This window comes from Microbacterium sp. ABR10 (assembly GCF_057812175.1).
This window is the reverse complement of sequence record NZ_CM173821.1, coordinates 1,121,264-1,146,473: the sequence shown is the minus strand read 5'-3', so window position 1 is coordinate 1,146,473 and position 25,210 is coordinate 1,121,264. Positions and strand designations below refer to the sequence as shown.

The 25,210-nt window shown below is 70.7% G+C and carries 21 protein-coding genes; 4 read left to right on the top strand and 17 right to left on the bottom strand.

Translation table 11 applies throughout. The features are described 5' to 3' along the window. Nucleotides 1-211: 211 nt before the first annotated feature. Nucleotides 212-2,701 carry a heavy metal translocating P-type ATPase gene (locus ACXKZF_RS05170; RefSeq protein ID WP_488985592.1) on the bottom strand — a complete coding sequence of 830 codons (2,490 nt, stop codon included), beginning with the start codon at nucleotides 2,699-2,701 and terminating at the stop codon, nucleotides 212-214. A gap of 141 nt (nucleotides 2,702-2,842) precedes the next feature. Between ACXKZF_RS05170 and ACXKZF_RS05165 the strand changes: the two genes are divergently transcribed. Beyond that, nucleotides 2,843-4,210: an MFS transporter gene (locus tag ACXKZF_RS05165; protein WP_488985591.1), complete on the top strand. Its 1,368-nt coding sequence runs from the start codon at nucleotides 2,843-2,845 to the stop codon at nucleotides 4,208-4,210. A gap of 122 nt (nucleotides 4,211-4,332) precedes the next feature. Here ACXKZF_RS05165 and ACXKZF_RS05160 read toward each other — a convergent pair whose 3' ends face one another. From ACXKZF_RS05160 to ACXKZF_RS05140, 5 genes are all read right to left on the bottom strand, one after another. Further along, a complete protein-coding gene (locus ACXKZF_RS05160) occupies nucleotides 4,333-5,277 on the bottom strand; it encodes a bifunctional riboflavin kinase/FAD synthetase (protein WP_243224290.1) in 945 nt (314 codons plus the stop codon). Further along, nucleotides 5,274-5,693 carry a hypothetical protein gene (locus ACXKZF_RS05155; RefSeq protein ID WP_243224291.1) on the bottom strand — a complete coding sequence of 140 codons (420 nt, stop codon included), beginning with the start codon at nucleotides 5,691-5,693 and terminating at the stop codon, nucleotides 5,274-5,276. Before ACXKZF_RS05155 ends, ACXKZF_RS05160 begins: the two co-directional genes overlap by 4 nt. A 70-nt stretch (nucleotides 5,694-5,763) precedes the next feature. After that, nucleotides 5,764-6,132 (bottom strand): hypothetical protein, encoded by a 369-nt coding sequence (locus ACXKZF_RS05150; protein WP_488985590.1) that lies wholly within the window; start codon nucleotides 6,130-6,132, stop codon nucleotides 5,764-5,766. Continuing rightward, nucleotides 6,129-7,022: a tRNA pseudouridine(55) synthase TruB gene (gene truB / locus ACXKZF_RS05145; RefSeq protein ID WP_488985589.1), complete on the bottom strand. Its 894-nt coding sequence runs from the start codon at nucleotides 7,020-7,022 to the stop codon at nucleotides 6,129-6,131. The genes ACXKZF_RS05150 and truB overlap by 4 nt, the downstream gene beginning before the upstream one ends. Further along, nucleotides 7,022-7,528, bottom strand: a complete 507-nt coding sequence (locus tag ACXKZF_RS05140) for a hypothetical protein (protein ID WP_488985588.1) — start codon at nucleotides 7,526-7,528, stop codon at nucleotides 7,022-7,024. Before ACXKZF_RS05140 ends, truB begins: the two co-directional genes overlap by 1 nt. 425 nt (nucleotides 7,529-7,953) lie before the next feature. Here ACXKZF_RS05140 and ACXKZF_RS05135 point away from each other — a divergent pair, with 425 nt between their 5' ends. Further along, on the top strand, nucleotides 7,954-8,832 hold the full coding sequence (locus ACXKZF_RS05135) for an HhH-GPD family protein (protein ID WP_488985587.1): 879 nt from the start codon (nucleotides 7,954-7,956) through the stop codon (nucleotides 8,830-8,832). 300 nt (nucleotides 8,833-9,132) lie between these two features. Here ACXKZF_RS05135 and rbfA read toward each other — a convergent pair whose 3' ends face one another. The 6 genes from rbfA to ACXKZF_RS05105 form a co-directional block, all read right to left on the bottom strand. Further along, nucleotides 9,133-9,621, bottom strand: coding sequence for a 30S ribosome-binding factor RbfA (gene rbfA, locus ACXKZF_RS05130; RefSeq protein WP_055957998.1), 489 nt, complete (start codon nucleotides 9,619-9,621; stop codon nucleotides 9,133-9,135). Between the two features lie 215 nt (nucleotides 9,622-9,836). After that, complete coding sequence (infB, locus tag ACXKZF_RS05125) at nucleotides 9,837-12,668, bottom strand: translation initiation factor IF-2 (RefSeq protein WP_488985586.1); 2,832 nt, start codon at nucleotides 12,666-12,668, stop codon at nucleotides 9,837-9,839. A gap of 93 nt (nucleotides 12,669-12,761) precedes the next feature. Then, nucleotides 12,762-13,013, bottom strand: coding sequence for a YlxR family protein (locus ACXKZF_RS05120; protein WP_082485035.1), 252 nt, complete (start codon nucleotides 13,011-13,013; stop codon nucleotides 12,762-12,764). A gap of 33 nt (nucleotides 13,014-13,046) precedes the next feature. Further along, the gene (gene nusA / locus ACXKZF_RS05115; RefSeq protein ID WP_055958004.1) at nucleotides 13,047-14,036 is read right to left on the bottom strand and encodes a transcription termination factor NusA; all 990 of its coding nucleotides are present in this window, start codon (nucleotides 14,034-14,036) and stop codon (nucleotides 13,047-13,049) included. A 117-nt stretch (nucleotides 14,037-14,153) separates the two neighbouring features. Continuing rightward, nucleotides 14,154-14,756, bottom strand: a complete 603-nt coding sequence (locus tag ACXKZF_RS05110) for an HD domain-containing protein (RefSeq protein WP_488985585.1) — start codon at nucleotides 14,754-14,756, stop codon at nucleotides 14,154-14,156. A gap of 268 nt (nucleotides 14,757-15,024) precedes the next feature. Next, nucleotides 15,025-17,523, bottom strand: a complete 2,499-nt coding sequence (locus tag ACXKZF_RS05105; protein WP_055958009.1) for a glycogen/starch/alpha-glucan phosphorylase — start codon at nucleotides 17,521-17,523, stop codon at nucleotides 15,025-15,027. 181 nt (nucleotides 17,524-17,704) lie between these two features. Here ACXKZF_RS05105 and ACXKZF_RS05100 point away from each other — a divergent pair, with 181 nt between their 5' ends. After that, the gene (locus tag ACXKZF_RS05100; protein ID WP_488985584.1) at nucleotides 17,705-18,514 is read left to right on the top strand and encodes a DUF1206 domain-containing protein; all 810 of its coding nucleotides are present in this window, start codon (nucleotides 17,705-17,707) and stop codon (nucleotides 18,512-18,514) included. An 88-nt stretch (nucleotides 18,515-18,602) separates the two neighbouring features. Here ACXKZF_RS05100 and ACXKZF_RS05095 read toward each other — a convergent pair whose 3' ends face one another. From ACXKZF_RS05095 to ACXKZF_RS05080, 4 genes are all read right to left on the bottom strand, one after another. After that, on the bottom strand, nucleotides 18,603-19,424 hold the full coding sequence (locus tag ACXKZF_RS05095; RefSeq protein WP_488985583.1) for an aldo/keto reductase: 822 nt from the start codon (nucleotides 19,422-19,424) through the stop codon (nucleotides 18,603-18,605). A gap of 86 nt (nucleotides 19,425-19,510) precedes the next feature. Beyond that, the gene (locus tag ACXKZF_RS05090; protein WP_488985582.1) at nucleotides 19,511-21,307 is read right to left on the bottom strand and encodes a proline--tRNA ligase; all 1,797 of its coding nucleotides are present in this window, start codon (nucleotides 21,305-21,307) and stop codon (nucleotides 19,511-19,513) included. Nucleotides 21,308-21,355: 48 nt separating this feature from the next. Then, nucleotides 21,356-22,471 (bottom strand): hypothetical protein, encoded by a 1,116-nt coding sequence (locus ACXKZF_RS05085; protein WP_314452756.1) that lies wholly within the window; start codon nucleotides 22,469-22,471, stop codon nucleotides 21,356-21,358. After that, nucleotides 22,468-23,070, bottom strand: coding sequence for an RNA polymerase sigma factor (locus tag ACXKZF_RS05080; protein ID WP_488985581.1), 603 nt, complete (start codon nucleotides 23,068-23,070; stop codon nucleotides 22,468-22,470). The genes ACXKZF_RS05085 and ACXKZF_RS05080 overlap by 4 nt, the downstream gene beginning before the upstream one ends. 131 nt (nucleotides 23,071-23,201) lie before the next feature. On the opposite strand from ACXKZF_RS05080, the gene pcp reads away from it, so the two are divergent. After that, nucleotides 23,202-23,834, top strand: a complete 633-nt coding sequence (gene pcp, locus ACXKZF_RS05075) for a pyroglutamyl-peptidase I (RefSeq protein ID WP_314452751.1) — start codon at nucleotides 23,202-23,204, stop codon at nucleotides 23,832-23,834. Between the two features lie 153 nt (nucleotides 23,835-23,987). On the opposite strand, the gene ACXKZF_RS05070 is transcribed toward pcp, so the two are convergent. Beyond that, nucleotides 23,988-25,172 (bottom strand): benzoate/H(+) symporter BenE family transporter, encoded by a 1,185-nt coding sequence (locus ACXKZF_RS05070; protein ID WP_488985580.1) that lies wholly within the window; start codon nucleotides 25,170-25,172, stop codon nucleotides 23,988-23,990. Between the last annotated feature and the right edge of the window lie 38 nt (nucleotides 25,173-25,210).

The window sequence follows — 25,210 nt, the reverse complement described above, 5'->3', positions numbered from 1 at the left end:
GACCCCGGGAAGTCGTCGCACGAACCGCCGCCGGAGAAGCGGTGTCGGCGACCCGCATCGCGTCTACGCCGGAACGGCTCGCGAGACAGCGGAAGTCGAAGTCTCATCTATTCTAGCGGTCCTGTGTCGTTTGCTCGCATACAGCGCCGGATCTGTGCAGAAAGGGACCAGGACCCGTCGGCCCGGGTGCGCGCGAGCCCCCAGCTATGTGTCAGCCCGCGCGTCGCAGGCGCAGGCTGTTCAGCACCACGAACACGCTCGAGAACGCCATCGCCGCGCCCGCGATCATGGGGTTGAGCAAACCCAGCGCCGCCAGCGGGAGAGCTGCGACGTTATACGCGAACGCCCAGAAGAGGTTGCCGCGGATCACCCGCATCGTGCGGCGGCTGAGGCGCACGGCGGTGACGATCCCGCGCGGGTCGTCGCGCATGAGAGCCACGTCGCTCGCGTGCAGCGCGGCATCCGTTCCGCCCCCCATGGCGATCCCCAGGTCGGCGGATGCCAGGGCGGCGGCGTCGTTGACCCCGTCGCCGACCATCGCCACGGTGCGTCCCTCGGCGCGCAGGGCCGCGATCTCGGCGACCTTGCCCTCGGGCAGCACCCCCGCGCGCACCCGCTCGATACCGAGCTCGGCCGCGACGGCACGGGCGACGTGCTCGTTGTCGCCGGTGAGGAGCACGGGTTCGAGTCCCATCGCGCGCAGCTCCGCGACGGCGGTGGCGCTCTCGGGACGCACCGTGTCGGCGACCTCGATCACCGCGCGCGCCCGCATCCCGTCGCCCTCGGCCCACCCGGCCACCACGACGGTGCCCCGTTGCTCGCCGTCGGCGACCGCCGCAGCCAGGACCGGCGACAGCGGCGCACCGAGGTCCGCGGCAAGCGTCCGGCGACCGGCGAAGACGCGCACACCGCCGACGCTGCCCGTGATCCCCCGGCCCGGGAGCGCGTCGAGGTCGGAGGCCACCGGCCCCTCCCCCGCCGCAGCCACGATGGCGTGCGCAACGGGGTGCTCCGATCCGCGCTCGACGGCGGCGATCAGGCGGAGCGCCTCGGCGGCATCCGATCCCTCGTCCACCGTGACCGCAATGACGCTCATCCGTCCCGCCGTGAGCGTGCCGGTCTTGTCGAGCACGATCGTGTCGATGCGCTCGGCCGACTCCAGGGCCGCAGGCCCCGTGACGAGGATGCCGAGCTGCGCCCCGCGGCCGGTGCCCACCAGGATCGCGATGGGCGTGGCCAGGCCCAGGGCACACGGGCACGCGATGATCAGCACCGCCACCGCGGCCGTGAAGCCGGCGGCGACGGGTTGGCCAGCGACGATCCATGCGACCAGGGTCAGCGCCGCCAGCACGATGACCACGGGAACGAAGACGCCCGAGATGCGGTCGGCGAGGCGCTGCACACGGCTCTTGCCGAGCTGCGCGTCCTCGACCAGGCGCGCGATGCGTGCCAGCCGCGTCTCCTCGCCGACACCTGTCGCACGCACGACGAGTCGACCTCCCGAGGCGATGGTGCCGCCCGTGACGCTCGATCCGGGTTCCACGTCGACCGGCACCGACTCCCCCGTCAACATGCTCTCGTCGACCGAGGCGCGTCCCTCGATCACGACGCCGTCGGTGGCGATGGTCGCGCCCGGCCGCACGACGAAGTCGTCACCCACGGCGAGGGAGGCGATGTCGATGCGACGCCCGTCGGCGAGCTCGGCCTCGCGTGCGCCGAGGTCGAGCAGGGAACGCAGCGCCGCGCCCGCGCGACGCGTGGAGCGCTGCTCGATGACGCGGCCGAGCAGCAGGAAGACGGTCACCGCGGCCGCGACCTCGAAGTAGACGACGGAGGTGGCGTCGTGGACCGGCCCGAAGAGCATGACCTCGTGCCGGATGCCGATGCGCCCCGCGCTGCCGAAGACGAGCGCCCAGACGCTCCAGAGGTAGGCCGCGAACGTACCGAGCGTGATGAGGGTGTCCATCGTGGCGGCGCCGTGCCGCGCATTGCGCAGGGTCGCGCGGTGGAAGGGCCAGCCGCCCCACAGCACGATCGGCGTGGCGAGCACGAGCGAGACCCACTGCCAGCCGGGGAACTGCCATGCCGGGACCATCCCGAGCGCCACGACCGGCACGGCGAGCGCGAGCGAAACCCGCAGCCGCACGCGGAGCGGCGTCGCGCCGGGCGCGTCGGCGGTGTCGTGCACATGTCCCTCGTGCTGCGCGTCGGTCGGCTGGTCGGCGGCGGAGTGCGCGCCGGCGTGGTGGCCGGCGGCGGCGTCGATCGCGCCGGCGTGGTGATCGGCGGTGGCGTCGTGCGCGCCCGCGTGGTGACCGGCGGTGGCGCCGATCGCACCGCCCGGGGCCGGATCGGCGACGGGGTGGGGCGACCGGGTGCCGGCATCCGAGATGCCCGACTCGGTGGCGGAAGCGACGGGAGGCGCGGATGCCGGGGTACCTGTCGCGGGGAGCCGGGCAGCCCTCGTGCGGACGGTGGCGTCGTACCCGGCCGCGCGGACCGCATCGATCAGCGCGGTGGTGTCGAGTCCTGCCGGGTAGCGCACGCGGGCCGTCTCGGTCGCGAGGTTCACGGCGGCTTCGACCCCCTCCACCCGGCCCAGTCGCTTCTCGACGCGGGCGACGCAGCTCGCGCAGGTCATGCCCTCGATGTCGAGCACCGCCTCGGCCGTGGGTGCGGTGGCATCCGTGTTCTCGCTCATGGCTTCTCCTTCGGTCACCCCGTCCAGAACAGGATACCCCCTGGGGGTATTCCGAGGTTCGTCCGCGAGAAGCAGGACCGCCCCGTCCCGCCGGACCGCCAGCCCTATCCCGCGGCCGCCGCACGACCCTACTCTGGGACGATGGCCGAGACGATGACCCGAGAACAGCGGATGGTGCTGACCATCGCGGTGCTCGCCTCTTTCGTGTCGTTCCTCGACGGCACCGTCGTCAATGTCGCCCTTCCCGCCATCGCCGGTGAACTCGGGGGCGGCCTCTCGACCCAGCAGTGGGTCGTCGACGCCTACCTGGTGACCCTCGGCGCCTTCATCCTCGTCGCCGGTTCGCTGAGCGACGTGTTCGGACGCGTGGTCGTGCTGCGTGTCGGCCTCATCGGCTTCGGCATCACCTCGGTCGCCATCGCCGCGGCACCCACGGCGGAATTCCTCATCGTGGCGCGCGCCGTGCAGGGCATCGCGGGAGCACTGCTGGTGCCCAGCTCGCTCGCCCTCATCACCTCCACCTTCCGGGGGCCCGCGCAAGCCCGCGCGATCGGCATCTGGACCGGAGCCACGACCATCGCCATCATCGCCGGCCCCCTGATCGGCGGCGTCTTCGTCGATACGCTGTCGTGGCGCCTGGCGTTCCTGGTGAACGTGCTGCCGATCGCGGTGACGATGTGGCTCCTCGTGCGCCTCGGGCATCACGACCACCGTCGCCCCGACGCGCGCGTCGACATCGTCGGGGCCGTGTTGTGCGCCGTCGGTCTGGGCGGCGTCGTCTTCGCCCTCATCGAGCAACCGAACCTCGGGTGGGCGTCCCCCGTGATCTGGCTGCCGGGACTCATCGGCGCGGCCGCGTTCGTCGGCTTCATCGTGCGTCAGCGTCTCGCCCGCGACCCGATGATGCCGCTCGACCTGTTCCGCTCGCGCAACTTCTGGGCGGGCAACCTCGCCACCGTGTTCGTCTACGCCGCACTCTCGCTCAACGGCTTCGTCGTGAGCGTCTACCTGCAGCAGGGTGCGGGCCTGTCCGCGACCCTCGCCGGACTCGCCTCGCTGCCCAGCACCCTCCTCATGATCTTGCTGAGCTCGCGCATGGGTGCTCTCGCCGGGCGGTACGGTCCGCGACTGTTCATGACGCTTGGGCCGGTCCTGATGGCGATCGGGTCGCTCCTGCTGCTGAGCGTCCGAGACGATTTCGACTACTGGACGCAGGTGCTCCCCGGTATCGCGCTCTTCGGCCTGGGCTTGACGGCGACCGTCTCGCCCTTGACGGCCGCCGTGCTCGGTGCGATCGAAACCGAACGGTCGGGCATCGCGTCGGCCGTGAACAACGCCGTTTCTCGAGTCGCCGGGCTCCTCGCGATCGCTGCGGTCTCAGCGGTCGTCGGCGGGTCGCTCGACCTCGACGGGTTCCACCGCGCGGCCATCGTCACCGCCGCCCTGATGCTGCTGGGGGCTGCGGCGTCCTTCCTCGGCATCCGCAATCACCTGTCACGGACCGACTGACCCGACGCCGTCATCTCCTGAGCGTCCCTCACCCTGACCCGCGGCGGACGTCCGCGTGAGCACGGACACCGCGAACGGATGCCTCGACTCGACGCCGGAGCCGCGCAGGGCGCGAGCGGGACTCAGCGCAGGAGCGCGCGCGTGCGCTCCACGTCGTCGGCCATCTGCACCAGCAACGCATCGATCCCGTCGAAGGCGGTCATGCCGCGCACACGCTCGACGAAGCGCACCTCGACGTGGTGTCCGTAGAGGTCGAGGCCCGTCTCGTCCAGCACGTAGGCCTCGACCTGCCGGGAGTGCACGTCGTCGAACGTGGGGTTGGTACCGACGCTGATCGCCGCGGGGTAGCTGATGCGGCGCGTGCCGTCGACGTCGATGAGCCAGCCGGCGTAGACGCCGTCGGCCGGCACGAAGCCCTCGAGGTCCTGCGAGAGATTCGCCGTCGGGTAACCGAGCTCCCGCCCGCGTTTGAGCCCGTGCACGACCTCACCCCACACCGACGGAGCGCGTCCCAGAAGGCGTGCGGCGGTGGTGACGTCGCCGGCCGACAGCGCCTCGCGGATCCATGTCGACGACACGCGACGGTCGGCGTGCACCGCGCGCACGTCATCGACCACGTCGACGCGGAAACCGTGTTCGGCGCCCATCCGCTCGAGCAGGGCCGGATCGCCCATACCGCCCGCGCCGAAACGGAAGTCGCGCCCGACGAGCACCGTGCGCGCCTCGAGGGCGTCGACCAGGATGCCGCGGACGAACTCCTCCGCCGCGATCGACGCCAGCGCGTCGTCGAAGGTGAGGAGCAGGGTGGCATCCACTCCGGCTCGTTCGAGGAGCTCGAGCTTCTGGTGCGGTCCGATCACGTCGGGTGGGCAGCGATCGGGCATCAGCACGCTGAGAGGATTGCGGTCGAAGGTCACCGCCACGACCCGCGCCCCGTCGGACGCGTCGACGCGGGCCCGGTCGATCACCGCGCGGTGGCCGGTGTGGACACCGTCGAACTTGCCGATCGCCACCACCGACGGCCCGAAGCCCGCGGGGACCTCGGCGGGGTCGCGGAACACGATCATGTCGTCGCCCGGCGGTGGCGCATCAACCACCACAGGCCGAGGAACGGCAGCACCAGCGGGATGAACAGGTAGCCGTAGCCGTACACCGACCAGACCGTCGGGTGCTGGAACAGCGCGGGGTCGACCAGACTCAGCGTGCCCACGACGAGCACGCCGACGAGTTCGAAGCCGATCGCGATCCACGCGATGCGGTACCAGGCGGGCCGCGCCGAGAAGATGAGGGCGAGGGTCGCGAGGATGTAGACGACGGCGGCGAGCGCTGACAACGAGTACGCCAACGGGGCGTCATCGAATTCGCGGGCGATCTGCACGAAGGAGCGGCCCGTGGCGGCGAGCGCCATGATGCCGTAGACGACGACGAGGACACGGCCGATGCCGGTCATCCCCCGGGGGCGGGTGGGAGTGGTGGATGCCATGACCCCTCGATTCTAGTTCTCCGGCGTCTGACCCGAGCGATGCGCCCGTGTCAGGGCATCCGCGAACCACTCAGGCGATCTGCACCGTCCAGACGACGTGCATGCGCCACACCATCACGGCGACCGCGAGGGCGGCGACGCCCATGATGACGGTGCTCCAGCGGCTGCGTTCGATCAGCGCCCACGCCACTCCCGCGACCGGCACCAGCGCCGCCGAGACGAGGTAGGTCCAGAATTCCAACAGGCTGCCCGAGGGCGGGTTCCCCGCGAACGGGGCGATGATCGCCACCACGATCTGCACGACGAGCAGAAGCTCGATGAGCGCGAGGGATCCGACAGTCAGGTCACCCGGCCGCCGGCCGACGAGACCGGCGACGACGGCGACGGTTCCGGCGAGCACCGCGATGCCCACCTGCGCGAGCGTGAACCACAGGATCATCGCGCGACCTCCTCGGGCATGTTCATGACGCTCTTCAGCTGCGTCCCGCGCCTCTCGACGATGCCGATCAACCGGCCGTCGGGGTCGATCGCCGCGGCCACGGCACCCGTGAGTCGTCCGCCGCCGTCGATGCGCTTGCCGTGGCGCAGATCCTGCGCTTCGTCCGCCCCGACGGCGAGGGCTCCGACCACGACCGCCGCGGCGGTCGCCGGTTCGATGAGGGTGTCTTCGGAGACGTCGTCGATCGATTCCGCCGCGGCCACCTCGAACGACCCGATACGCGTGCGACGCAGCATGGTCAGGTGTCCGCCCACGCCGAGCGCGCGCCCGAGGTCGCGGGCGAGGGCGCGGATGTAGGTACCACTCGTGCAGTCGACGACGACGTCGAGTTCGATGATCCCGTCACCGCGGCGCATCGCGCGAACCTCGAGGCGCGACACCGTCACGCGTCGGGCCTTCAGCTCGACCTCTTCGCCGGCGCGGGCGAGGTCGTACGCGCGGCGGCCGCCGACCTTGATCGCCGAGACCGTGCTCGGGACCTGCTCGATCTCGCCGGTGAGCGCGGCGATCCCCGCGGCGATGGCTTCGTCGGTGACCGCGGCCACGGCCGTGGCATCCGCCCGCTCCGTCTCGACCCCGTCGGCGTCATCGCTGTCGGTGGCGACGCCGAGCACGATCGTCGCCTGATACGTCTTGTCGGCGCCGACGATGTAGGTCAACAGCCGTGTCGCGCCCTCGACGCCGAGCACCAGCAGCCCCGTCGCCATGGGGTCGAGCGTGCCCGCGTGTCCGATCTTGCGGGTGCCGAGCGCGCGACGTGCGCGCGAGACGACGTCATGGCTGGTGATGCCCCCCGGCTTGTCGACCAGGAGGATGCCGGCGCGGACCATCAGCAGAAGTCTCCGAAGACCTGAACGGGGTGGGCCGTGTCGGAGTTCTCCACGATGACCGAGGCGGCGGCCTTGGGCCGCGAGGAGCGCAGGTAGTGCTTCTCGGCATCCGGAAGCTCTGGACGCGGGGCGCCGATCGGCGGGTTGCTCTCGAGCCAGACGGAGAAGTTCCACAGGCCCCGCACCTCGGGAGTGTGCAGGAAGCGTCCCGAGACGACGAGCACCGCGTCGGCGGGGGCGACGTCGCCCGGACCGAAAGGTTCGCCCGCACGGAAGGGCGCGATCAGACGCTCACGGGCGTTCGGCGCGCCGTCGGCCAGGGCGGCGCGAAAGACCGTCGTCCCCTCCTGCTCGACGGCCGTCGCGAACGCATCCGCGAAGGCACCGGCCGCTTCGCTGTCCAGCGCGTCGACGGCGACCACGACGCGACCCGCGCGACTGTTCTGACGCATGAGGCCGAGCAGACTCCGCTGCAGGTCACGGGCGGTGTTCTCGGACGACGACATGCTCCCAGCCTACTTTCGCCGCCGCGCCGCCCTCCCTCATCCGCGGAAACCGGTGGGCCGCGAGGGACGTCCCGCCGCTCCGCTCTACGCGTAAACGTGATCCGTGCGCATAAACGCGCTCTCGCCGTGTTTTTGCGCACGGACAGCGTTTATACGTGCCGACCGGGCCGACGACCCGCCACGCCCGCGACCCGCCACGCCCCGCCACGCCCGCAGCCCGCACCGCCCCGGCGCATCCGCCGTCAGGCGCGCCACGCTGATCCCGCCGACCGGCGCCCTCACCCCCACACGCGTCCTGCCGACCGGCGGCCCTACCCACGCATAAACACGATCCATGCGCAGAAACACGCTCTCACCGTGTTTCCGCGCACGGATAGCGTTTATGCGTGGCGGTTTGCCCGCGCGGGCGCTCGTAGGCTGGACGGATGCCAGGACTCGCCGCCCCGCTCATCGCCTGGTACGACCAGGCGGCGCGCGACCTCCCCTGGCGGCGAGAGGGGTTCGGGGCGTGGGGCACGCTCGTCAGCGAATTCATGCTGCAGCAGACCCCCGTGGCGCGGGTCATCCCGCACCTCGAGGCGTGGCTCACGCGGTGGCCGACCCCGACGGATCTGGCCGCCTCGCCGCCCGGAGACGCGGTGACCCAGTGGGCCAACCTCGGCTATCCCCGTCGAGCGCTGTGGCTGCACCGAGCCGCGGTCGAGATCCGCGACAGGCACGATGGCGTCGTGCCGCGCGATGTCGAGGCACTCCTCGCCCTCACCGGCATCGGCGACTACACCGCCCGCGCGGTGGCGGTGTTCGCGTACGGAGATCGGCATCCGGTCGTCGACACCAACACGCGCCGCGTGCTGGCCCGCGCCGTCGAGGGACGCGCGCAGCCCGGACCGCCCCACCGCCGCGACCTGGAGCGAATGGATGCCGAACTCCCCGACGGCGTCGTCGACGCGGCCGTCGTGAACGCCGCCGCAATGGAGCTCGGCGCGATCGTCTGCACGGCCCGATCGCCGAAGTGCGAGCTGTGCCCGCTCGCGGCGCAGTGCGCGTGGCGTGCGTCGGGGTATCCGGAATCCGAGGACAGACGCCGCAAGCAGGCGACCTACGAGGGCAGCGACAGACAGGCGCGCGGTGCGGTGCTGAGGGTGCTCCGTGATGCTTCGCCCTCGCCCGTGCCGCTGGTGGCGGTGCTGCCCGACTGGCCGGACGCCGCCCAGCGAGATCGCGCGATCGACTCACTCGTGGCTGACGGCCTCGCCGAAGCGATCGACGGCATCCTGCGCCTCCCGGGCCATCCGGCATCCTGATCCACGGGTTTCGCGTCCCGGGTCCGGCGTCCCACATTCGCGGAGCACGACTCGCGCGGTGCTGCGCCGCCACGGCCTCCGTAGGGGGCGGCGATCGGGCACGCCGGATTCGTGCTGGTCACACACCTCTGCCCGGCGATCAGCAGATCGCGTGCCGCCAGCGCACACGTCCTGCGATGACGTTTCCGACGCACGGGACGACCGGCCGGTCCGGAGGATGCCAGACGGGTGAGCCCGGTGACGACGAACGGCCGGATGCCACCCGCTCGGGGTGGGCATCCGGCCGTCGACGCACCAGGCTCAGGCCCGCGTGCCGTCCTCGTCGTCGTCGGCGGTGTCGTCCTCGCCGAGGTCGTCATCGTCTTCGTCGGTGTCGCGCGGCTTGACGTACGGGTCGGCGTCGCCGGCGTACGCGGCCGATGCCGCGAGTCCCGCGACCGACTCGTCGCGCTCACGCGCTTCACGCAGGAGCGCGGAGATGTGATCGGCATTCTCGGGGATCGCGTCGAGGATGAACTCGAGCGACGGGGTGAGACGCGTGTTGAGATTCTTTCCCACCTCGCTGCGCAGCATGCCGGTCGCCGACTTCAGCGCCGCCGCGGTGTCGTTGCGGTGCGCCTCGTCGCCCATGACGGTGTAGAACACCGACGCATGCTGGAGGTCGCCGGTGACGCGGACGTCGGTGATCGTCACGAATCCGAGCCGCGGGTCGCGCAGCCCCTTCTCGAGCCGCTCAGCGAGCACCACGCGAATGCGGTCGGCCACACGGGCCTGTCGTTCCCCTGCCACTGCCTTCTCCTTCTTGTTCCATACCGCCGCGAGTCGAGCGCCCCGCGGCTCATTGCCGAGTGGGAGGCGCGTCGCGGGGCAACTGCACCAGCGTAGGCCGGAGGGGTGTGCATCTCCGAGAGCATCGGGGTAGGGGCCCCGCTCTGCTCTCGGAGATGCACACCCCGCAGGCCGAAGCGGGAGCCGCGCCCGGTGGCACGACTCCCGCTCGACGATCAGCCTCGCGGCTTCTCGATGAGTTCCGTCGTTTCGATCTCGTCACCGATCTGGATGTCGTTGAACTTGCCGAGACCGATACCGGCCTCGAAGTCCGTACGCACCTCGGTGACGTCGTCCTTGAAGCGGCGCAGCGACTCGATGGCCAGACCATCTGCCAGCACGACACCATCGCGGATGACGCGAGCCTTGGCATTGCGCGTGATCGTTCCCGACCGCACGATGACACCGGCGATGTTGCCGAACTTCGAGGAGCGGAACACCTCGCGGATCTCGGCGACACCCGACTGCACCTCTTCGAACTCCGGCTTGAGCAGGCCCTTGAGCGACTGCTCGACGTCGTCGATCGCGTTGTAGATGACCGAGTAGAACCGCACGTCGACACCCTCGCGGGCGGCGCGCTCACGGGCCTTCGTGTCGGGACGGACGTTGAAGCCGATCACGATCGCGTTGTCGATCGTGGCCAGGTTGATGTCCGACTCGGTGATCGCACCCACACCGCGGTGGATGATGCGCAGCTGCACGCTGTCGTCGACCTCGATCTTGAGCAGCGATTCTTCCAGCGCCTCGACGGCACCGGAGACGTCACCCTTGATGATGAGGTTGAGCGACTCGACCTTGCCCTCTTCGAGAGCGCGGGTGAAGTCCTCGAGCGAGATGCGCTTGCGGGCCTTGGCCAGCTGGGCGTTGCGCTGTGCGGCTTCACGCTTCTCGGCGATCTGACGGGCGGTGCGGTCTTCCTCGGCGACGATGAAGACGTCACCGGCCCGGGGCACGGAGTTCAGACCCTGCACCGACACGGGACGCGAGGGGTAGGCCTCGTCGACGGCGTCGCCGTTCTCGTCCATCATCGCGCGGACGCGGCCGTACGCGGTGCCCGCGACGATCGCATCGCCGACGCGCAGCGTTCCCGACTGGATGAGCACTGTGGCCACCGAACCGCGGCCCTTGTCGAGCTTCGCTTCGATCGCGACACCACGGGCAGCCTTGTTGGGGTTGGCCGTGAGGTCGAGCCCGGCGTCGGCGGTGAGCAGCACCGCATCCAGGAGGGCCTGGATGTTGAGGTTCTCTCGGGCCGACACGTCGACGAACATGACGTCTCCGCCGTACTCCTCGGCGACCAGACCGTACTCGGTGAGCTGCTGGCGCACCTTCGCGGGGTTGGCGTCGGGCTTGTCGACCTTGTTGACCGCGACCACGATCGGCACATTCGCCGCCTGGGCGTGGTTCAGCGCCTCGACGGTCTGGGGCATGATGCCGTCGTCGGCAGCGACCACGAGGATCGCGATGTCGGTCACCTGCGCACCACGGGCACGCATGGCGGTGAACGCCTCGTGACCCGGGGTGTCGATGAAGGTGATCGCGCGCTCGATGCCCTCGTGCTCGGTCCAGATCTGGTACGCACCGATGTGCTGCGTGATGCCACCGGCTTCGCCCGCGACCACGTTGGTCTGACGGATGGCGTCGAGCAGTCGCGTCTTACCGTGGTCGACGTGACCCATGACGGTGACCACGGGAGGACGGATCTCGAGATCGTCCTCGCTCTCGGCCTCGAGCTCGGCATCGAGGTCGAGACCGAAGCCCTCGAGGAGCTCCTTGTCTTCGTCCTCGGGCGAGACCATCTGGATCTTGTAGCCGAGCTCGGCGCCGAGGACCTCGAAGGTGGCCTCGTCGAGCGACTCGGTCGCGGTGGCCATCTCGCCCAGGTTGAACAGGATGGTCACGAGCGTGCCGGGCTGCACGTTGTAGCCGCGCAGGGCCTCGAGCTTGTCGGCGAAGTCCGAGATCGAGGCACCGCGACGCAGGCGGATGATCTCGCCGTTGCCCTTCGAGACGTTGACGCCGCCGACGACCGGCGCCGACCGCATCTCGAATTCCTGCCGCTTCGCACGACGCGACTTGCGCTGCTTCGACTTGCCGCCGCCCTTACCGAAGGCACCCGCGGTTCCACCGCCGGGACCACGGCCGCGACCGCCACCACCACCGGGGCGACCGGCGAAGCCGCCACCACCGGGAGCACCGGGGGCGCCACCGGGACGCTGGAAGCCACCACCGGCACCGCCGGGACGACCGGGGCCGCCGGGACGCTGCTGGAACGGAGCGCCGCCGGGACGACCGGCGCCACCGGGACGACCGGCACCGCCCGGACGCGGAGCGCCGGGACGCGGGGCACCGGGACGCGGAGCCTGCGGACGGGGGATGTTGCCGGGAGTGGGCCGCTGGCCCATGCCCTGCGCCGAGGCGAAGGGGTTGTTGCCGGGACGGGGACCCGAGGGCCGCTGGCCCATGCCCTGCGCCGAGGCGAACGGGTTGTTGCCGGGACGGGCGCCACCGGGACGCGGGGGCGAGCTGGGGCCGGGCTTGGGGGCGGTCGAACCCGGGCTCGGCGGCGACGACGGGGTGGCCGGCGCAGCCGCGGCGTCCGCGGCGGGCGCGGACGCGGGCGCGGCCGGAGCAGGGGTGGTCTCCGCGGGAGCGGACGCAGCCGGTGCGGCGACGGGCTCGGCCGGAGCCGCGGGCTCGGCTGCAGCGGCGGGCTTCGCGGGTCCGGGACGGGGGCCCGAGGGACGGGCGCCGGGGGTCGCCGCGGGACGCGCGGGTCCGGGGCGAGCGCCGGATGCGGGACGCGCCGCGGGCGCGGCGGATTTGGCATCCGAGGACCCCGAGGAGCTCTCGGCCGCGAGGGCGGCGCGGAGCTTACGAGCCACGGGGGGCTCGATGGTGGATGAGGGGCTCTTGACGAACTCGCCGAGCTCCTTCAGCTTCGCAAGCGCGACCTTGCTGTCGACGCCGAGCTCGGAAGCGATCTCGTGCACGCGTGGTTTTGCCACAATTCTCCTGTCTGAGGGCCTACCCCGGACAGGGCAGACCGCTAGTTGCGGACGGGTCTCATTTCGAGCCGTTCACTTCGTGTCCATAGCCGTTCAGCCTTTTCGCTGGAGGTGTGATTCGAAGGTCTGCGTGTCAAGCGGGCCTGACACACGCAATGCTCGTACGAAGGCGCGACGCGTGAGAGCTTTCCTCACGCACGCGTCCGTCTCGTGCACCCACGCTCCCCGTCCCGGAAGGACCGCTCGCTCGTCAGCGACGAGCATCGATCCGTGGGCGACCACACGCAGAAGCGATGATCGGGGGGCGCGTGCGCGGCATCCGACGCACGTTCGTACTGGTTCCATCGTACACCTCGCCGTCGCCCCAGCGACGGACGCTCAGTTGTCTTCGAGGATGCTGTCGGGCTGGATGTCGATCTTCGCGCCGGTCAGCTTGGCGGCGAGGCGGGCGTTCTGCCCCTCTTTGCCGATGGCGAGCGACAGCTGGTAGTCGGGCACCAGAGCGCGAACGGCCTTGGTGGAGGCGTCGAGGACGAACGACGACGTCACCTTGGCGGGCGACAGGGCGTTCGCGACGAAGCGGGGCAGCTCGGCGTCGTAGTCGATGATGTCGATCTTCTCGCCCGCGAGCTCTTCGGTGACCGCGCGGACGCGGCGGCCCAGCTCGCCGATGCAGGCGCCCTTGGCGTTGACCGTCGGGTCGTTCGCCTTGACGGCGATCTTCGAACGGTGGCCGGCCTCGCGGGCGAGCGACACGATCTCGACGAGACCCGCGGCGATCTCGGGGACCTCGAGCGCGAAGAGCTTGCGCACCAGGCCGGGGTGCGTGCGCGACACCGTGATCTGCGGACCCTTGTTGCCCTTGGAGACGCTGGTGACGTACACGCGCAGACGCGAACCGTGCGCGTACGTCTCGCCGGGCACCTGCTCCTCGGGCGGGAGGATCGCCTCGACGGTGCCGAGGTCGACGTGCACCATGCGCGGGTTCGGACCCTGCTGCACGACACCCGCGACGATGTCCCCCTCTTTTCCGCGGAACTCCCCCAGCACGGCGTCGTCGGCGATGTCGCGGAGGCGCTGGCTGATGACCTGCTTCGCAGCGAACGCCGCGATGCGGCCGAAGTCATCGGGCGCCTGCTCCTCTTCGCCGATGACGGCGCCCTCTTCGTCGGTGACGGGGGTGAAGATGCCCACGTGACCGGTCTTGCGATCGAGCGTCGCGCGCGCACCCTCGGGGATCTCACCGCTGGGCGAGATGTGCTTCGCGTAGGCGGTCAGGATCGCCTGCTCGATGATGCGCGCGAGTTCATCGAAGGGGATCTCCTTCTCGCGTTCGATCGTCTTGAGAAGTGCGAGATCGATGTCCACAAGGCCCTCCGTTATTCAGCTCTCGTCGACGCGACCGGCGCCGACAACCCTCCTACGATACCCGGGATGCCGTCTCGCCCGCGACCCGGTGGCGGTCCGGTCTCCTCTCGTCAGCCCTCACACGCGCTCGAGCGGGTTCCCTGCGAGCTTCGCCACCACTCCCCCGTCGACGAGCCGCCGCGCTGCGGTGTCGGGCTTTCGCGATGCCTGATCGACGACGCACACGCCGAACTCCGCGGCCAGAGCGCCGCGGGGGTGCGCTACGAGCACCTCGCGGAGGAACGAGGCAGGCAGGGCGTCGGGGCGCGACCCCGAGATGTCGAGGGCGGTCGCCGTCTCGAGCAGGTGGCCCTCGGCATCCATCGACGGATCCACGCTCGGCCAGTTGTGACGCACGATCACCTCCAACACGCGTTCCCGCCGCTCGCGCGGCCACCCGGCCCCGGCCGTGAGGGCGATGCCGACGTGGCCACCCGCGTGCTCGTACGACAGCGAGTGGTTGTCGAACTCGGTGACGGTGCCGATGTCGTGGAGCAGGGCGGAAACGTAGAGCAGTTCGTGGTCGACGCCCGTGATGCCGTCGACGAGGGCGAACGCCTCTGCCCACAGCCACGAACGCAGCGCGTGTGCGGTGAGGGCGGTCGTCTGGTACTCGGTCGCCAGCGCCAGAGCGCCGCGGGCGGCGAGGGTGTCGGGCACAGGGATGTCGCTGATGCGCACGGAGCCTCCGGGGGTCGGGTGGTTCCCACTCTGCCGCGACCACGCCGCGAACGGCGCACTCCCGGCAGCCAGCCGTCGGCGCCTTCCTGCCAGAGCACCGTGCACGACGCAGGAGATCGGCCGCGGGCTTCGCCTCGTTCCGCGCCCGGGGCGGCGCGGAACCCGCGTCGGCAGAAACGAATGCCGTGGCGCCGAGGCCCCGGCATGCTGCCCTCGTGTCAGAAGAGACCGGATGCCGCGACCCTCAGGCCGCGGCATCCGGAGCACGTCAGCTGATCGGCGTGGCGTGCCAGATGCGGTCGAGGTAATCGCGCATGGCGCGATCGGACGAGAAGTAGCCGCTCCGCGCGACGTTGAGGATGGCCGAGCGCACCCAGGCATCCTGGTCGGCGTACGCGGCATCGACGCGACCCTGCGCGTCGAGGTACGACCGGAAGTCGGCGAGCGCCATGAAGCGGTCGTCGTAGAGCAGGTTCGACACGAGCGGCTCGAAGATCGAACGGTCTCCGTCGGAGAACGCTCCGGATGCGATCAGATCGATGGCGCGACGGAGTTCGTCGTCTTCCTGGTAGAAGTCGGCGGGGCGGTAGCCCTCGGTCCACAGCGCCTCGACCTCGGGTTCGCTCATACCGAACAGGAAGAAGTTGTCGTCGCCGACGAGCTTGCGGATCTCGACGTTCGCGCCGTCGTCGGTGCCGATGGTGAGGGCACCGTTCAGCGCCAGCTTCATGTTTCCCGTGCCCGACGCCTCCTTGCCGGCGAGCGAGATCTGCTCCGACAGGTCGGCGGCCGGGATGATGCGCTCAGCGAGGGTGACGTTGTAGTTGGCGGGGTAGAGCACCTTGAGCTTGCCCTTGACGCGTTCGTCGGTGCTCACGACCTCGCCGACGGCGTTGATCAGGTGGATGATGCGCTTGGCCATGCCGTAACCGGGGGCGGCCTTGGCGCCGAAAAGGAACGTGCGCGGCTGCACGGCATCCACGTCGAGACGGCCCGACACGATGCCCTCGTAGGTGCTGACGATGTGCAGCACCTTCAGCGTCTGGCGCTTGTATTCGTGCAGGCGCTTGATCATCACGTCGAGCATGTGACCGTCGTCGAGCGGGGCTTCCCCCCGCGCCTCCAGCACGCGGCTCAGGCGGCGCTTGTTCGAGGCCTTCACCGCCGCGAAGCGCTCGCGGAAGTCGTCGTCGTCGGCGAGGGCCTCCAGGCCCCGGAGCCGCTCGAGGTCGACGGTCCAGCCCGCGCCGAGGGCCTCGGTGATGAGGTCGGACAGCTCGGGGTTGGCCAAACGCAGGAACCGGCGGGGCGTGACGCCGTTGGTGACGTTGGTGAACTTATCCGGCCACATCTCGGCGAAGTCCTTGAGCACGTTGTCGCGCAGCAGCTGGGAGTGGAGCTCGGCGACACCGTTGACCTTGGAACCGGCGACCGTGGCGAGGTACGCCATCCGCACGGAGCGGGAGGGGTGCTCGCCGATGATCGACATGTTGCGGATGAGCATCTCGTCGTCGCCGAAACGCTCGCGCACCTCGAGGAGGAACTCGTCGTTGATGCGGTAGATGATCTCCAGGTGCCGCGGCAGCAGACGCCCCAGCAGGTCGACCGACCAGACTTCGAGCGCCTCGGGCAGCAACGTGTGGCACGTGTACGCGAAGCACTTCTGCGTGATGGCCCACGCGGCATCCCATTCGAGCTTCTTCTCGTCGACCAGGACGCGCATGAGCTCGGGGACGCCGATGACGGGGTGGGTGTCGTTGAGCTGGAAGATGACGCGCTCGGGCAGCTTCTCGATGTCGAAGTCGTCGGGCAGCACGTTCCCGATGAAGTCGGCGATCGAGGCGGCGACGAAGAAGTACTGCTGCTGGAGACGGAGCTCTTTGCCCTGGGGGGTGGAGTCCTCGGGGTAGAGCACCTTGGAGATGTTCTCGGCGAAGGTCTGCGCGCGCACCGACTGCACGTAGTCACCGGAGTTGAAGGTGTGCAGGTCGAAGGCGTTGGTGGCCACCGCGCGCCACAGGCGCAGGGTGTTGACGCGTCCGTTGTGGTAGCCGGGCACCATCATGTTGTACGGCACCGCGAGGACGTTCCACTCGGGGACCCAGCGGGTGCGCTCGACCCCGTCGTCGTCGTAGGTCTCGGTGGTGCCGGCGAACGAGATGGTCTGCGCCGCCTCGGGGTGGGCGAAGTCCCACGGCGAGCCCATGCGCAGCCACGCGTCGGGCTGCTCGATCTGCTGACCGTCGGCGAAGGCCTGACGGAAGATGCCGTACTCGTAGCGGATGCCGTAACCGATCGTCGGCACGCTCATGGTCGCGAGCGAGTCGATGAAGCAGGCGGCCAAGCGTCCGAGACCGCCGTTGCCGAGACCGGGCTCGATCTCGACCTGGCGCAGGTCGTCGATGTCGATACCGCACTGCGCGAGCGCCTCGGTAGCGATGTCGGTCAAGCGCGAGGCGAGCAGGTTGTTGTCGAGCTGGCGGCCCAGCAGGTACTCCGCCGAGAGGTAGCAGACGGTCTTGTTCTGCTGGGCCTTCTGCTGCGCCCGATCGTCGAACCACCGCGCCATGAGGTAGTCGCGCACCGTGTAGGCGAGCGCGAGGTACTGGTCGTTGACGTCGGAGGCCGACAGCGTGACACCCTGATCGAAGTTCAGGTTCTGGAGGAACTGTTTCGCGAACCCGTCGACGGATGCCGCGGGGGCGACGACGGGCGCGATGGCCAGCGGGTGGGTGGGGCGCAGCTCAGAGGTGTTCTCGGGCACCATCCGACCGTAATGAGTCGCGCGCCGCGGCGCCAAGGCGGAACGGGAACGACACACGATCTTCACCCATTCGCCGCATTCCTTGAAGGAACCCCACAGGTGCTCTCACCCTCCTCCCCATGGGGGCCCGTCCCCCGAGCGCAAGCGAGTGGCGCGGTGCGGCACGAGGCCGTACGGTTCCGGGGTGCCCTCCTCCGCCCGCTCCGTCGCGCGTGACGCCGAGGCCAACACCGCCTTCCGCGTCGCCGCCCGCGCGGGCTACGTCGCCAACGGCATCCTGCATCTGCTCATCGGCGGGCTCGTGCTCGCCGTGGGTTTCGGCGCGGCGGAAGACACGGATCAGACGGGCGCCTTCCGCGCCGTGGCGGCCCTGCCGCTCGGGGCGGTGGCGCTCGGGGCGCTGGCCCTGGGCCTCGTGGCCCTGGGATGTTGGCACCTGCTGCAGGCCGTCGCCCCACGCGGCCTCTCCGGGTGGAAGCGCCTCGCACGGGTCGCCGCCGAGGCGCCGCAGGGCGTCGTCTTCATCGTGATCGGTGTGATCTCGGCGTCCGTCGCCCTCGGCGCCCGCCCCCACGCGGAGCAGGCGGCGGAGGACGCCAGCGAGGTCGCGCTCACCCTCCCGATCGGCGGGTTCATCCTGGGGACGGTGGGACTGGCTGTGGCGGGCGTGGGCATCGGGTTCGGGTGGATGGGCCTTCGGCGCTCGTTCCACAGCAAAGTGCGGCTGCCCGACGGCGTGGGAGGTCACGTGCTCAGCGCGCTGGGGGTGGTGGGGTTCCTCGCGAAGGGCGTGGCGCTCGTCGTCGTGGGCGTACTGCTGGTCATCGCCGCCGTACGGATCGAACCCGACACCGCGGGCGGCCTCGACGGGGCGGTATCCGCGCTGATCGAGCTGCCCGCGGGTCCGTTCCTCGCCCTGCTCGTGGGGCTCGGATTCCTCGGGTACGGCGTGTTCACGGTCTTCCGTGCGCGCTATGCGCGGTTGGACGCGTAGCGCCCGAGCACCCCGCGGGAGTCTGGTTCGCGGATGCCGTTCGGTCCCCCAGGGGCGCGGACGCTCGGCCGCGTCCTGCGCGGCGGACTCAGTCGAGAGCGGGGTCGCGCCCCGTGCGCTCTCCCGTGTCGAGTCCGGCGATCGCAACGTGATCGTCGGCGGCGAGGGTGAAGTCGAACACGTCGCCGTTCTCGCGGATGCGCTCCAGCGACACCGACTTGGGGAACACCACCAACCCCCGGTCGAGATGCCACCGCACCACGACCTGCGCCGGGGTCTTGCCGTAGCGCTCGGCGATCCGCGCGAGCACGGGCTCGTCGAGCAGTCCGCCGCGCGCCAGCGGTGCCCACGACTCCGTGACGATGCCGTTCGCGGTGTCCCAGTCGACGAGCGCGTCCTGCGGAAAGCGCGGGTGCAGCTCGACCTGGTTCACCGCCGGCAGCACACCGGTCTCGGTGCGGAGGCGCTCGAGGTGCGCGATCGAGAAGTTGCTGACGCCGATCGAGGTCGCCCGCCCTTCCTGCTGCAACCGCAGCAGAGCGCGCCACGTGTCGACGTACCGGTCGGCACTGGGGATGGGCCAGTGGATGAGGTACAGGTCGACCCGGTCGAGGCCCAGGCGCGCGCTGCTCGCGTCGAACGCGCGCAGCGTCTCGTCGAAGCCCTGGTCGTCGTTCCACACCTTGGTGGTGACGAACACGTCGTCGCGGTCGAGGCCCGAAGCGCGCAGCCCCTCCCCGACCTCGGTCTCGTTGCCGTAGAGGGCGGCGGTGTCGACGTGCCGATAGCCTGCGGCGAGCGCCCCCTCGACCAGGTCGGCGGTGACGTCGGCGGGCACCTTGTAGGTGCCGATACCGAGCTGCGGGATCGTGGAGCCGTCGGACAGCGACAGGCGGGGGGCGGCGATCATGGCATCCACGCTACCGGCGCGCACGCCCGGAGAAGGCGGAACGGCATCCCCCTGTCGTCCGCCGGGGATGCCGTTCCGCAAGAGCCTCAGCGCGTGAGCGCAGCCACCGCGTCGGCGACCGGGACGGTCTCGCGCTCGCCCGTGCGGCGGTCCCAGAGCTCGACCTGGCCCTCGGCGGCGCCGCGACCGACGATGAGGATGCGCGGGATGCCGACGAGCTCGGCGTCGCCGAACTTGACACCCGGCGAGACCTTGGGGCGGTCGTCGTAGAGCACGTCGAGGCCGGCGGCCTCGAGCTGATCCGAGACGGATGCCGCGAGCTCGAACGCGACCGCGTCACGACCGGTGGCCACGACGTGCACGTCGAACGGGGCGACCGACTCGGGCCAGATGAGGCCCTTGGCGTCGTTGTTGAGCTCGGCGATGATCGCGAGGATGCGGGTGACGCCGATGCCGTACGAGCCCATCGTGACGGTGGCGAGCTTGCCGTTCTCGTCGAGCACCTTCAGCCCGAGCGCCTCGGCGTACTTGCGGCCGAGCTGGAACACGTGACCGATCTCCATGCCACGCGCCAATTCCACCGGGCCGGAGCCGTCGGGAGCCGGATCGCCGGGTCGGACGGTGGCGACCTCGACGAAGCCGTCGCCGACGAAGTCCCGGCCGGCGACGAGGGAGTGCACGTGCTTCTGGTCGATGTTCGCGCCGGTGATCCACGCGGTGCCGTCGACGACGCGGGGGTCGAGCACGTAGCGGATCTTCGTGGCCGACTCCTCGCCCAGCACGGCGCCCGTCGGCGACCAGGGGCCGATGTAGCCCTTGACCAGCAGGGGGTGCTTCGCGAAGTCGGCCTCGGTGGCGGCTTCGACCTCGGCGGGTGCGAAGGCGACCTCGACGCGCTTGTCGTCGACGTCGCGGTCGCCGGGAAGACCCACGACGACGAGCTCGCGCGTGCCGTCGAGGTGGGTGAGGGCCATCACGACGTTCTTCAGCGTGTGGGCGGCGGTCCACTCGGTGACCCCGTCGGTCGCCGGGCCGGCGATACCGGCGGCGGGCGCGTCGAGGTGGGCGTTCGAGTGATCGACGAGGGTCGCAATCGTCGGGGTGTTCGGCGAGTCGAAGATCTCGGCATCCGGCTGTCCATCGATGGGCAGCGCCTCGGGGGCGACGGTCGTGAACGCCTCGACGTTGGCCGCGTAGCCGCCGGCGGAGCGCACGAAGGTGTCTTCGCCGATGGGGGTCGGGTGCAGGAACTCCTCCGACTTCGAGCCGCCCATCGCGCCCGCGTCGGCGGCGACGATGACGTATTCGAGACCGAGGCGGGTGAAGATGCGCTCGTAGGCGTCGCGCTGCGCCTGGTACGAGGCGTCGAGCCCGGCATCCGTCGCGTCGAACGAATAGGCGTCTTTCATCGTGAACTCGCGGCCGCGCAGGAGTCCGGCGCGGGGTCGCGCCTCATCGCGGTACTTGTCCTGGATCTGGTAGAGCGTCAGCGGCAGGTCTTTGTACGACGAGTAGAGGTCCTTCACCAGCAGAGTGAACATCTCTTCGTGCGTCGGCGCGAGCAGGTAGTCGGCGCCCTTTCGGTCCTGCAGGCGGAACAGCGCATCGCCGTACTCCTCCCAGCGGCCCGTGACCTCGTACGGTTCACGGGGAAGGAGCGCCGGGAAATGCACCTCGAAGGCCCCGGCATTCGCCATCTCTTCGCGCACGACCGTCTCGATCTTGGCCTTGACCTTCAGGCCCAGCGGCAGCCACGCGAAGATGCCCGGGGCGTTGCGGCGGATGTAACCGGCGCGCACGAGCAGACGGTGACTCGTGACCTCGGCATCCGAGGGATCTTCGCGGAGCGTGCGGAGGAAGTAGTTCGACAGACGGGTGACCACGAGAGTCGAGTCTAGGCCGCGTGGGTGAGCGTTGAGGATGCCACGGACTCAGCCCAGCGCGGCGATGATGGCCGCCGCGACCTCGCGCGCCCGCTGCTCGGTCAGGTTGTTCACATCGACGTCGATCACCCCTCCGGACGCGTCCGCGCGCACGCTCCCCCCGTTGCCGTCGGCACGCGCGAGCCACCACGCGGCCCGTGCTCCCGTCACCGTGACCGGGGTGCCGCCGAAGCGCTCGACCTCGCGCGCGTCCGACACCTCGCCCGCCCCGATGCTGACGCGGAGGAAGGGAGGCGCCGTCTCGTCGTAGGACGTGGGCGCGAAAGAACACCAGGCCGCCGCACCTCGGGCCTCGAGGACGTCCCATACCTGCCCCTGAGGCACGTTGTCGGTCCCGAGGGGTCCGAGGTCGTCGCGGCCGAGCGTCGTTCCCACCGCACCACCGATCTGCTCCCGGCAGTCCCCGAGGCTCCAGGCGTCGGCTCGAAGAGGCCGCTCGCCCACCGCCGAGGCGGCGGGCTTCGATCCGACCTCCGCAACCGCGCGCACGGCGACCGCGGAATCATCGGCATCGGCGACGACCCACGTGTTGCCGAACCGTTGCGAATAGTCGCACGGGCCGCCTCCCTCGCACACCGGAACACCGTCTACGCGAGCCCGCACCTGCTCAGGAACGACCGACCATGGAAGAACGGTGATGTTCAGCGCCCGCCAGTCCTCCGGGGCCTCGCCGCGCCACTGGCACGAGATCCCGCCGAGAACGTCGCTATCCCACACCGGCAGGCCGGGGGACAGCCGGACGTCCGCACCCACGAGGGCCGATGCCGCTGCGTCGTCGAGCACCGCGGAGCAGTCGCCGCCGAAAGCGACGGCCGGGGCAGTCGGAGTCGAGTTGGGCGAGGACGTCGGGGTCGTGGTGGGCGCGAGAGTCGGCGAGGGCTCGGTGGAGGCGGTCGCACTCGGCGCCGGTGTCGTCGCCACGGGCGGGGCGCTGAGCGTCGACGTCGCGGCCACTCCCCCGGCGATGGCGACCACGAGCACCGCGGCGATGGATCCCGCGATCACCGCGTTCCGGTGCGCGCCGACCGGCTTGATCCCGCGCGCACCACCCAGGATCTGAGCGCGCAATGCCGAACGCTCGGAGGGCGTCAGTTCGTCGTTCATGCCCGAACCCCTTCCAGCGCGAGCTCATCGCGCAGTTTCGCTTTCGCGCGGGCCAACCGCGACTTCACGGTCCCGGCAGGAATTCCCAGGGCCTCCGCCACCTCGCGCTCGGCGTACCCCTCCAGCACCGACAGCACCATGACCGCCTGCTCCCGTTCGGGCAGACGCTTCAACGCCGACAGCACACCACTGTCGTCATGCCCCGCCGACGGCACCGCCTCCGCCACCGGCGCCCGGTCGAGCAGCGCCCGATACCGCCGACTCGAACGCTCCAAGTTCCGAGCGCAATGCGCCACCGTCGTCAGCAGCCACGGCAACGGCGACCCATCCACCAGACGCACCGTGACGCGCTTGCGCCACAGCTCGAAGAACGCCACCGTCACGGCATCCTTCGCATCCTCCCGGTGCGTCAGCAACCGCGACGCATGCCGGAACAGACGCGCCTCGTGCCGATCGAACAGCGCGGCGAGCGCGAGCTCGTCGCCTTGGCGCACCCGGGTCCAGAGCCCGGCGTCGTCATCATCCACACTCAGAAGTGTCCGCCAGACGGGCATCGGTTCCCCCACCCGATAACGAAACGACAACAGCGCGGCGACCATGGCCGCAGCAACCCCCGGCACGCCCGGCGTCACCCCCGCGGAGGGCGGACGACCCGCGGCGGCGCCCCCGTCTCACCACGCGCTCCGACGCCGACCGACCCGACTGCGGGACCGCGACATAGCCTGGAGCGATGACCACGATCCTGCTCACCGGGTTCGAGCCGTTCGCGGGCGATGCCACGAATCCGTCCGGCGACGCGGTGAACACGGTCGCCGCGGGCTGGCGCGGGCCGGAGCGGTTGGTCGTCGACGTGCTGCCGGTCGCTTTCGACGCGGCGTCGGCGCGCCTGCGTGCGCTCATCGCCGTGCACCGCCCCGACATCGTCGTCGCGACGGGGCTCGCCGGCGGCCGGAGCCAGGTCACCCCCGAACGGGTGGCCGTCAACCTCGCCGATGCGCGGATCCCCGACAACGACGGCGCGCAGCCCGTCGACCTGGCGGTGGTGCCCGGCGGCCCTGCGGCCTACTTCGCGACGATTCCCGTCAAGGCCATCGCGGCGGCCGTGGCCGCCGCCGGCATCCCGTCCGCCGTCTCGCATTCCGCCGGCACGTTCGTCTGCAATCACGTGATGTTCACCGCACTGGATGCCGCCGCGCCCGGTGTTCGGGCAGGGTTCGTGCATGTGCCGTACGCCCGTGAAGAGGCCCCCGAAGGCGCCCCCGCGCTCCCCCTCGCCGACATCGCGCGGGCGCTCGAGATCGCGGTGCGCACCTGTGTCGAGGTTGCCGACGACCTCTCGACCCCCGCGGGCGCCCTGCACTGAGGCGAGCCGGGCTCAGTCCCCAGGCTCACCGTCGCCCCGCGTGCGAACGGCAGGACCGACTCGCGAGCCTCCCACCCACCGCCCCGCACGGGAACGATCGGGCAGTCTCAGCGCGCACGCTCCGCCGCCCTGCGCGAGAACGATGGGGCAGCCTCAGCCCGCGCGCTTTCCCACGTGCAGCACGGTACGCACCACGAGACCCGCCACGAGCGCCCAGAACGCTGCGCTCACCCCGAACACCGCGATCCCGGATGCCGCGACGAGGAACGTCACGACCGCGGGCACCCGCTCCCCCGGGTCGTCGATGGCCTGTTGCACCGCCGAACCGAACGCACCGAACAGCGCGACGCCCGCGACGGCGGGGATGACGCCGGCGGGGGCCAGCAGCACGATCGCAGCGAACGCCGCCGACAGTGCGCCCAGCACCAGATACGTGCCGCCCGCGGAGACGCCCGCCACCCACCGGCGCTTCGGGTCGGGGTGCGAATCCGGTCCCGCGGCGATCGCCGCGCTGATCGCCCCGAGGTTCATCGCGTGCCCGCCGAAGCCGGCGGCCGCGGCCGACCCGAGCCCGGTCACGAGCATGGCCGGACGCCACGGGATCGTGTAACCGAGGCTGCGCATGACGGCGACGCCCGGCACGTTCTGCGACGCCATCGTCACCACGAACAGGGGCAAGGCGATGCCGACCACCGACCCCACGGTGAGCGTCGGCAGCGTGAACTCCAGCCGGGGCAGCAGGGTCGCGCCATCCATCTCGACGCCCGTGCGGGCGAGTTCGACGGCCACGACGACGATCGCCGCGACGAAGGCCAGCGGCACCGCCCAGCGCGGCAGGAGACGGGATGCCACGAGCCAGACGATCAGCACCGGCGCGACGCCCCACGGGTCGTCGACGACACCGACGAACGGCGCCACGCACAGCGGAAGCAGCACCCCCGCGAGCATCGCCTGCGCGATGGAAGGAGGGATACGGGCGATGAGGGCGCCGAGAGGAGGGAAGAGCGCCGTGCACAGGATGAGCGCCGCCGACACGAGGAACCCGCCGACGACCGCCGGCCATCCCCCGTCGACCGAGCCCGTCGCCGCGAGCAACGCGACCCCCGGCGTCGACCACGCGACGGTGATCGGGATGCGATAGCGCCCAGCGAGCAGGATGCATCCCAGGCCGACGACGAGCGTGATGGCGAGCAGACCGCTCGCCGCCTGTTCCGGGGTGGCACCGACGGCCCGGAGGCCCGTCAGCACGACCGCGAAGGTGCTGGTGAAGCCGACGAGGGCGGTGACGACCCCGGCGATGAGCGGGCGAGTGAGAGAGGCGGCGGGATTCTCGGTCATGAGAATCCCGACGCTAGCGGAACCCTGCAGCGCGCCAG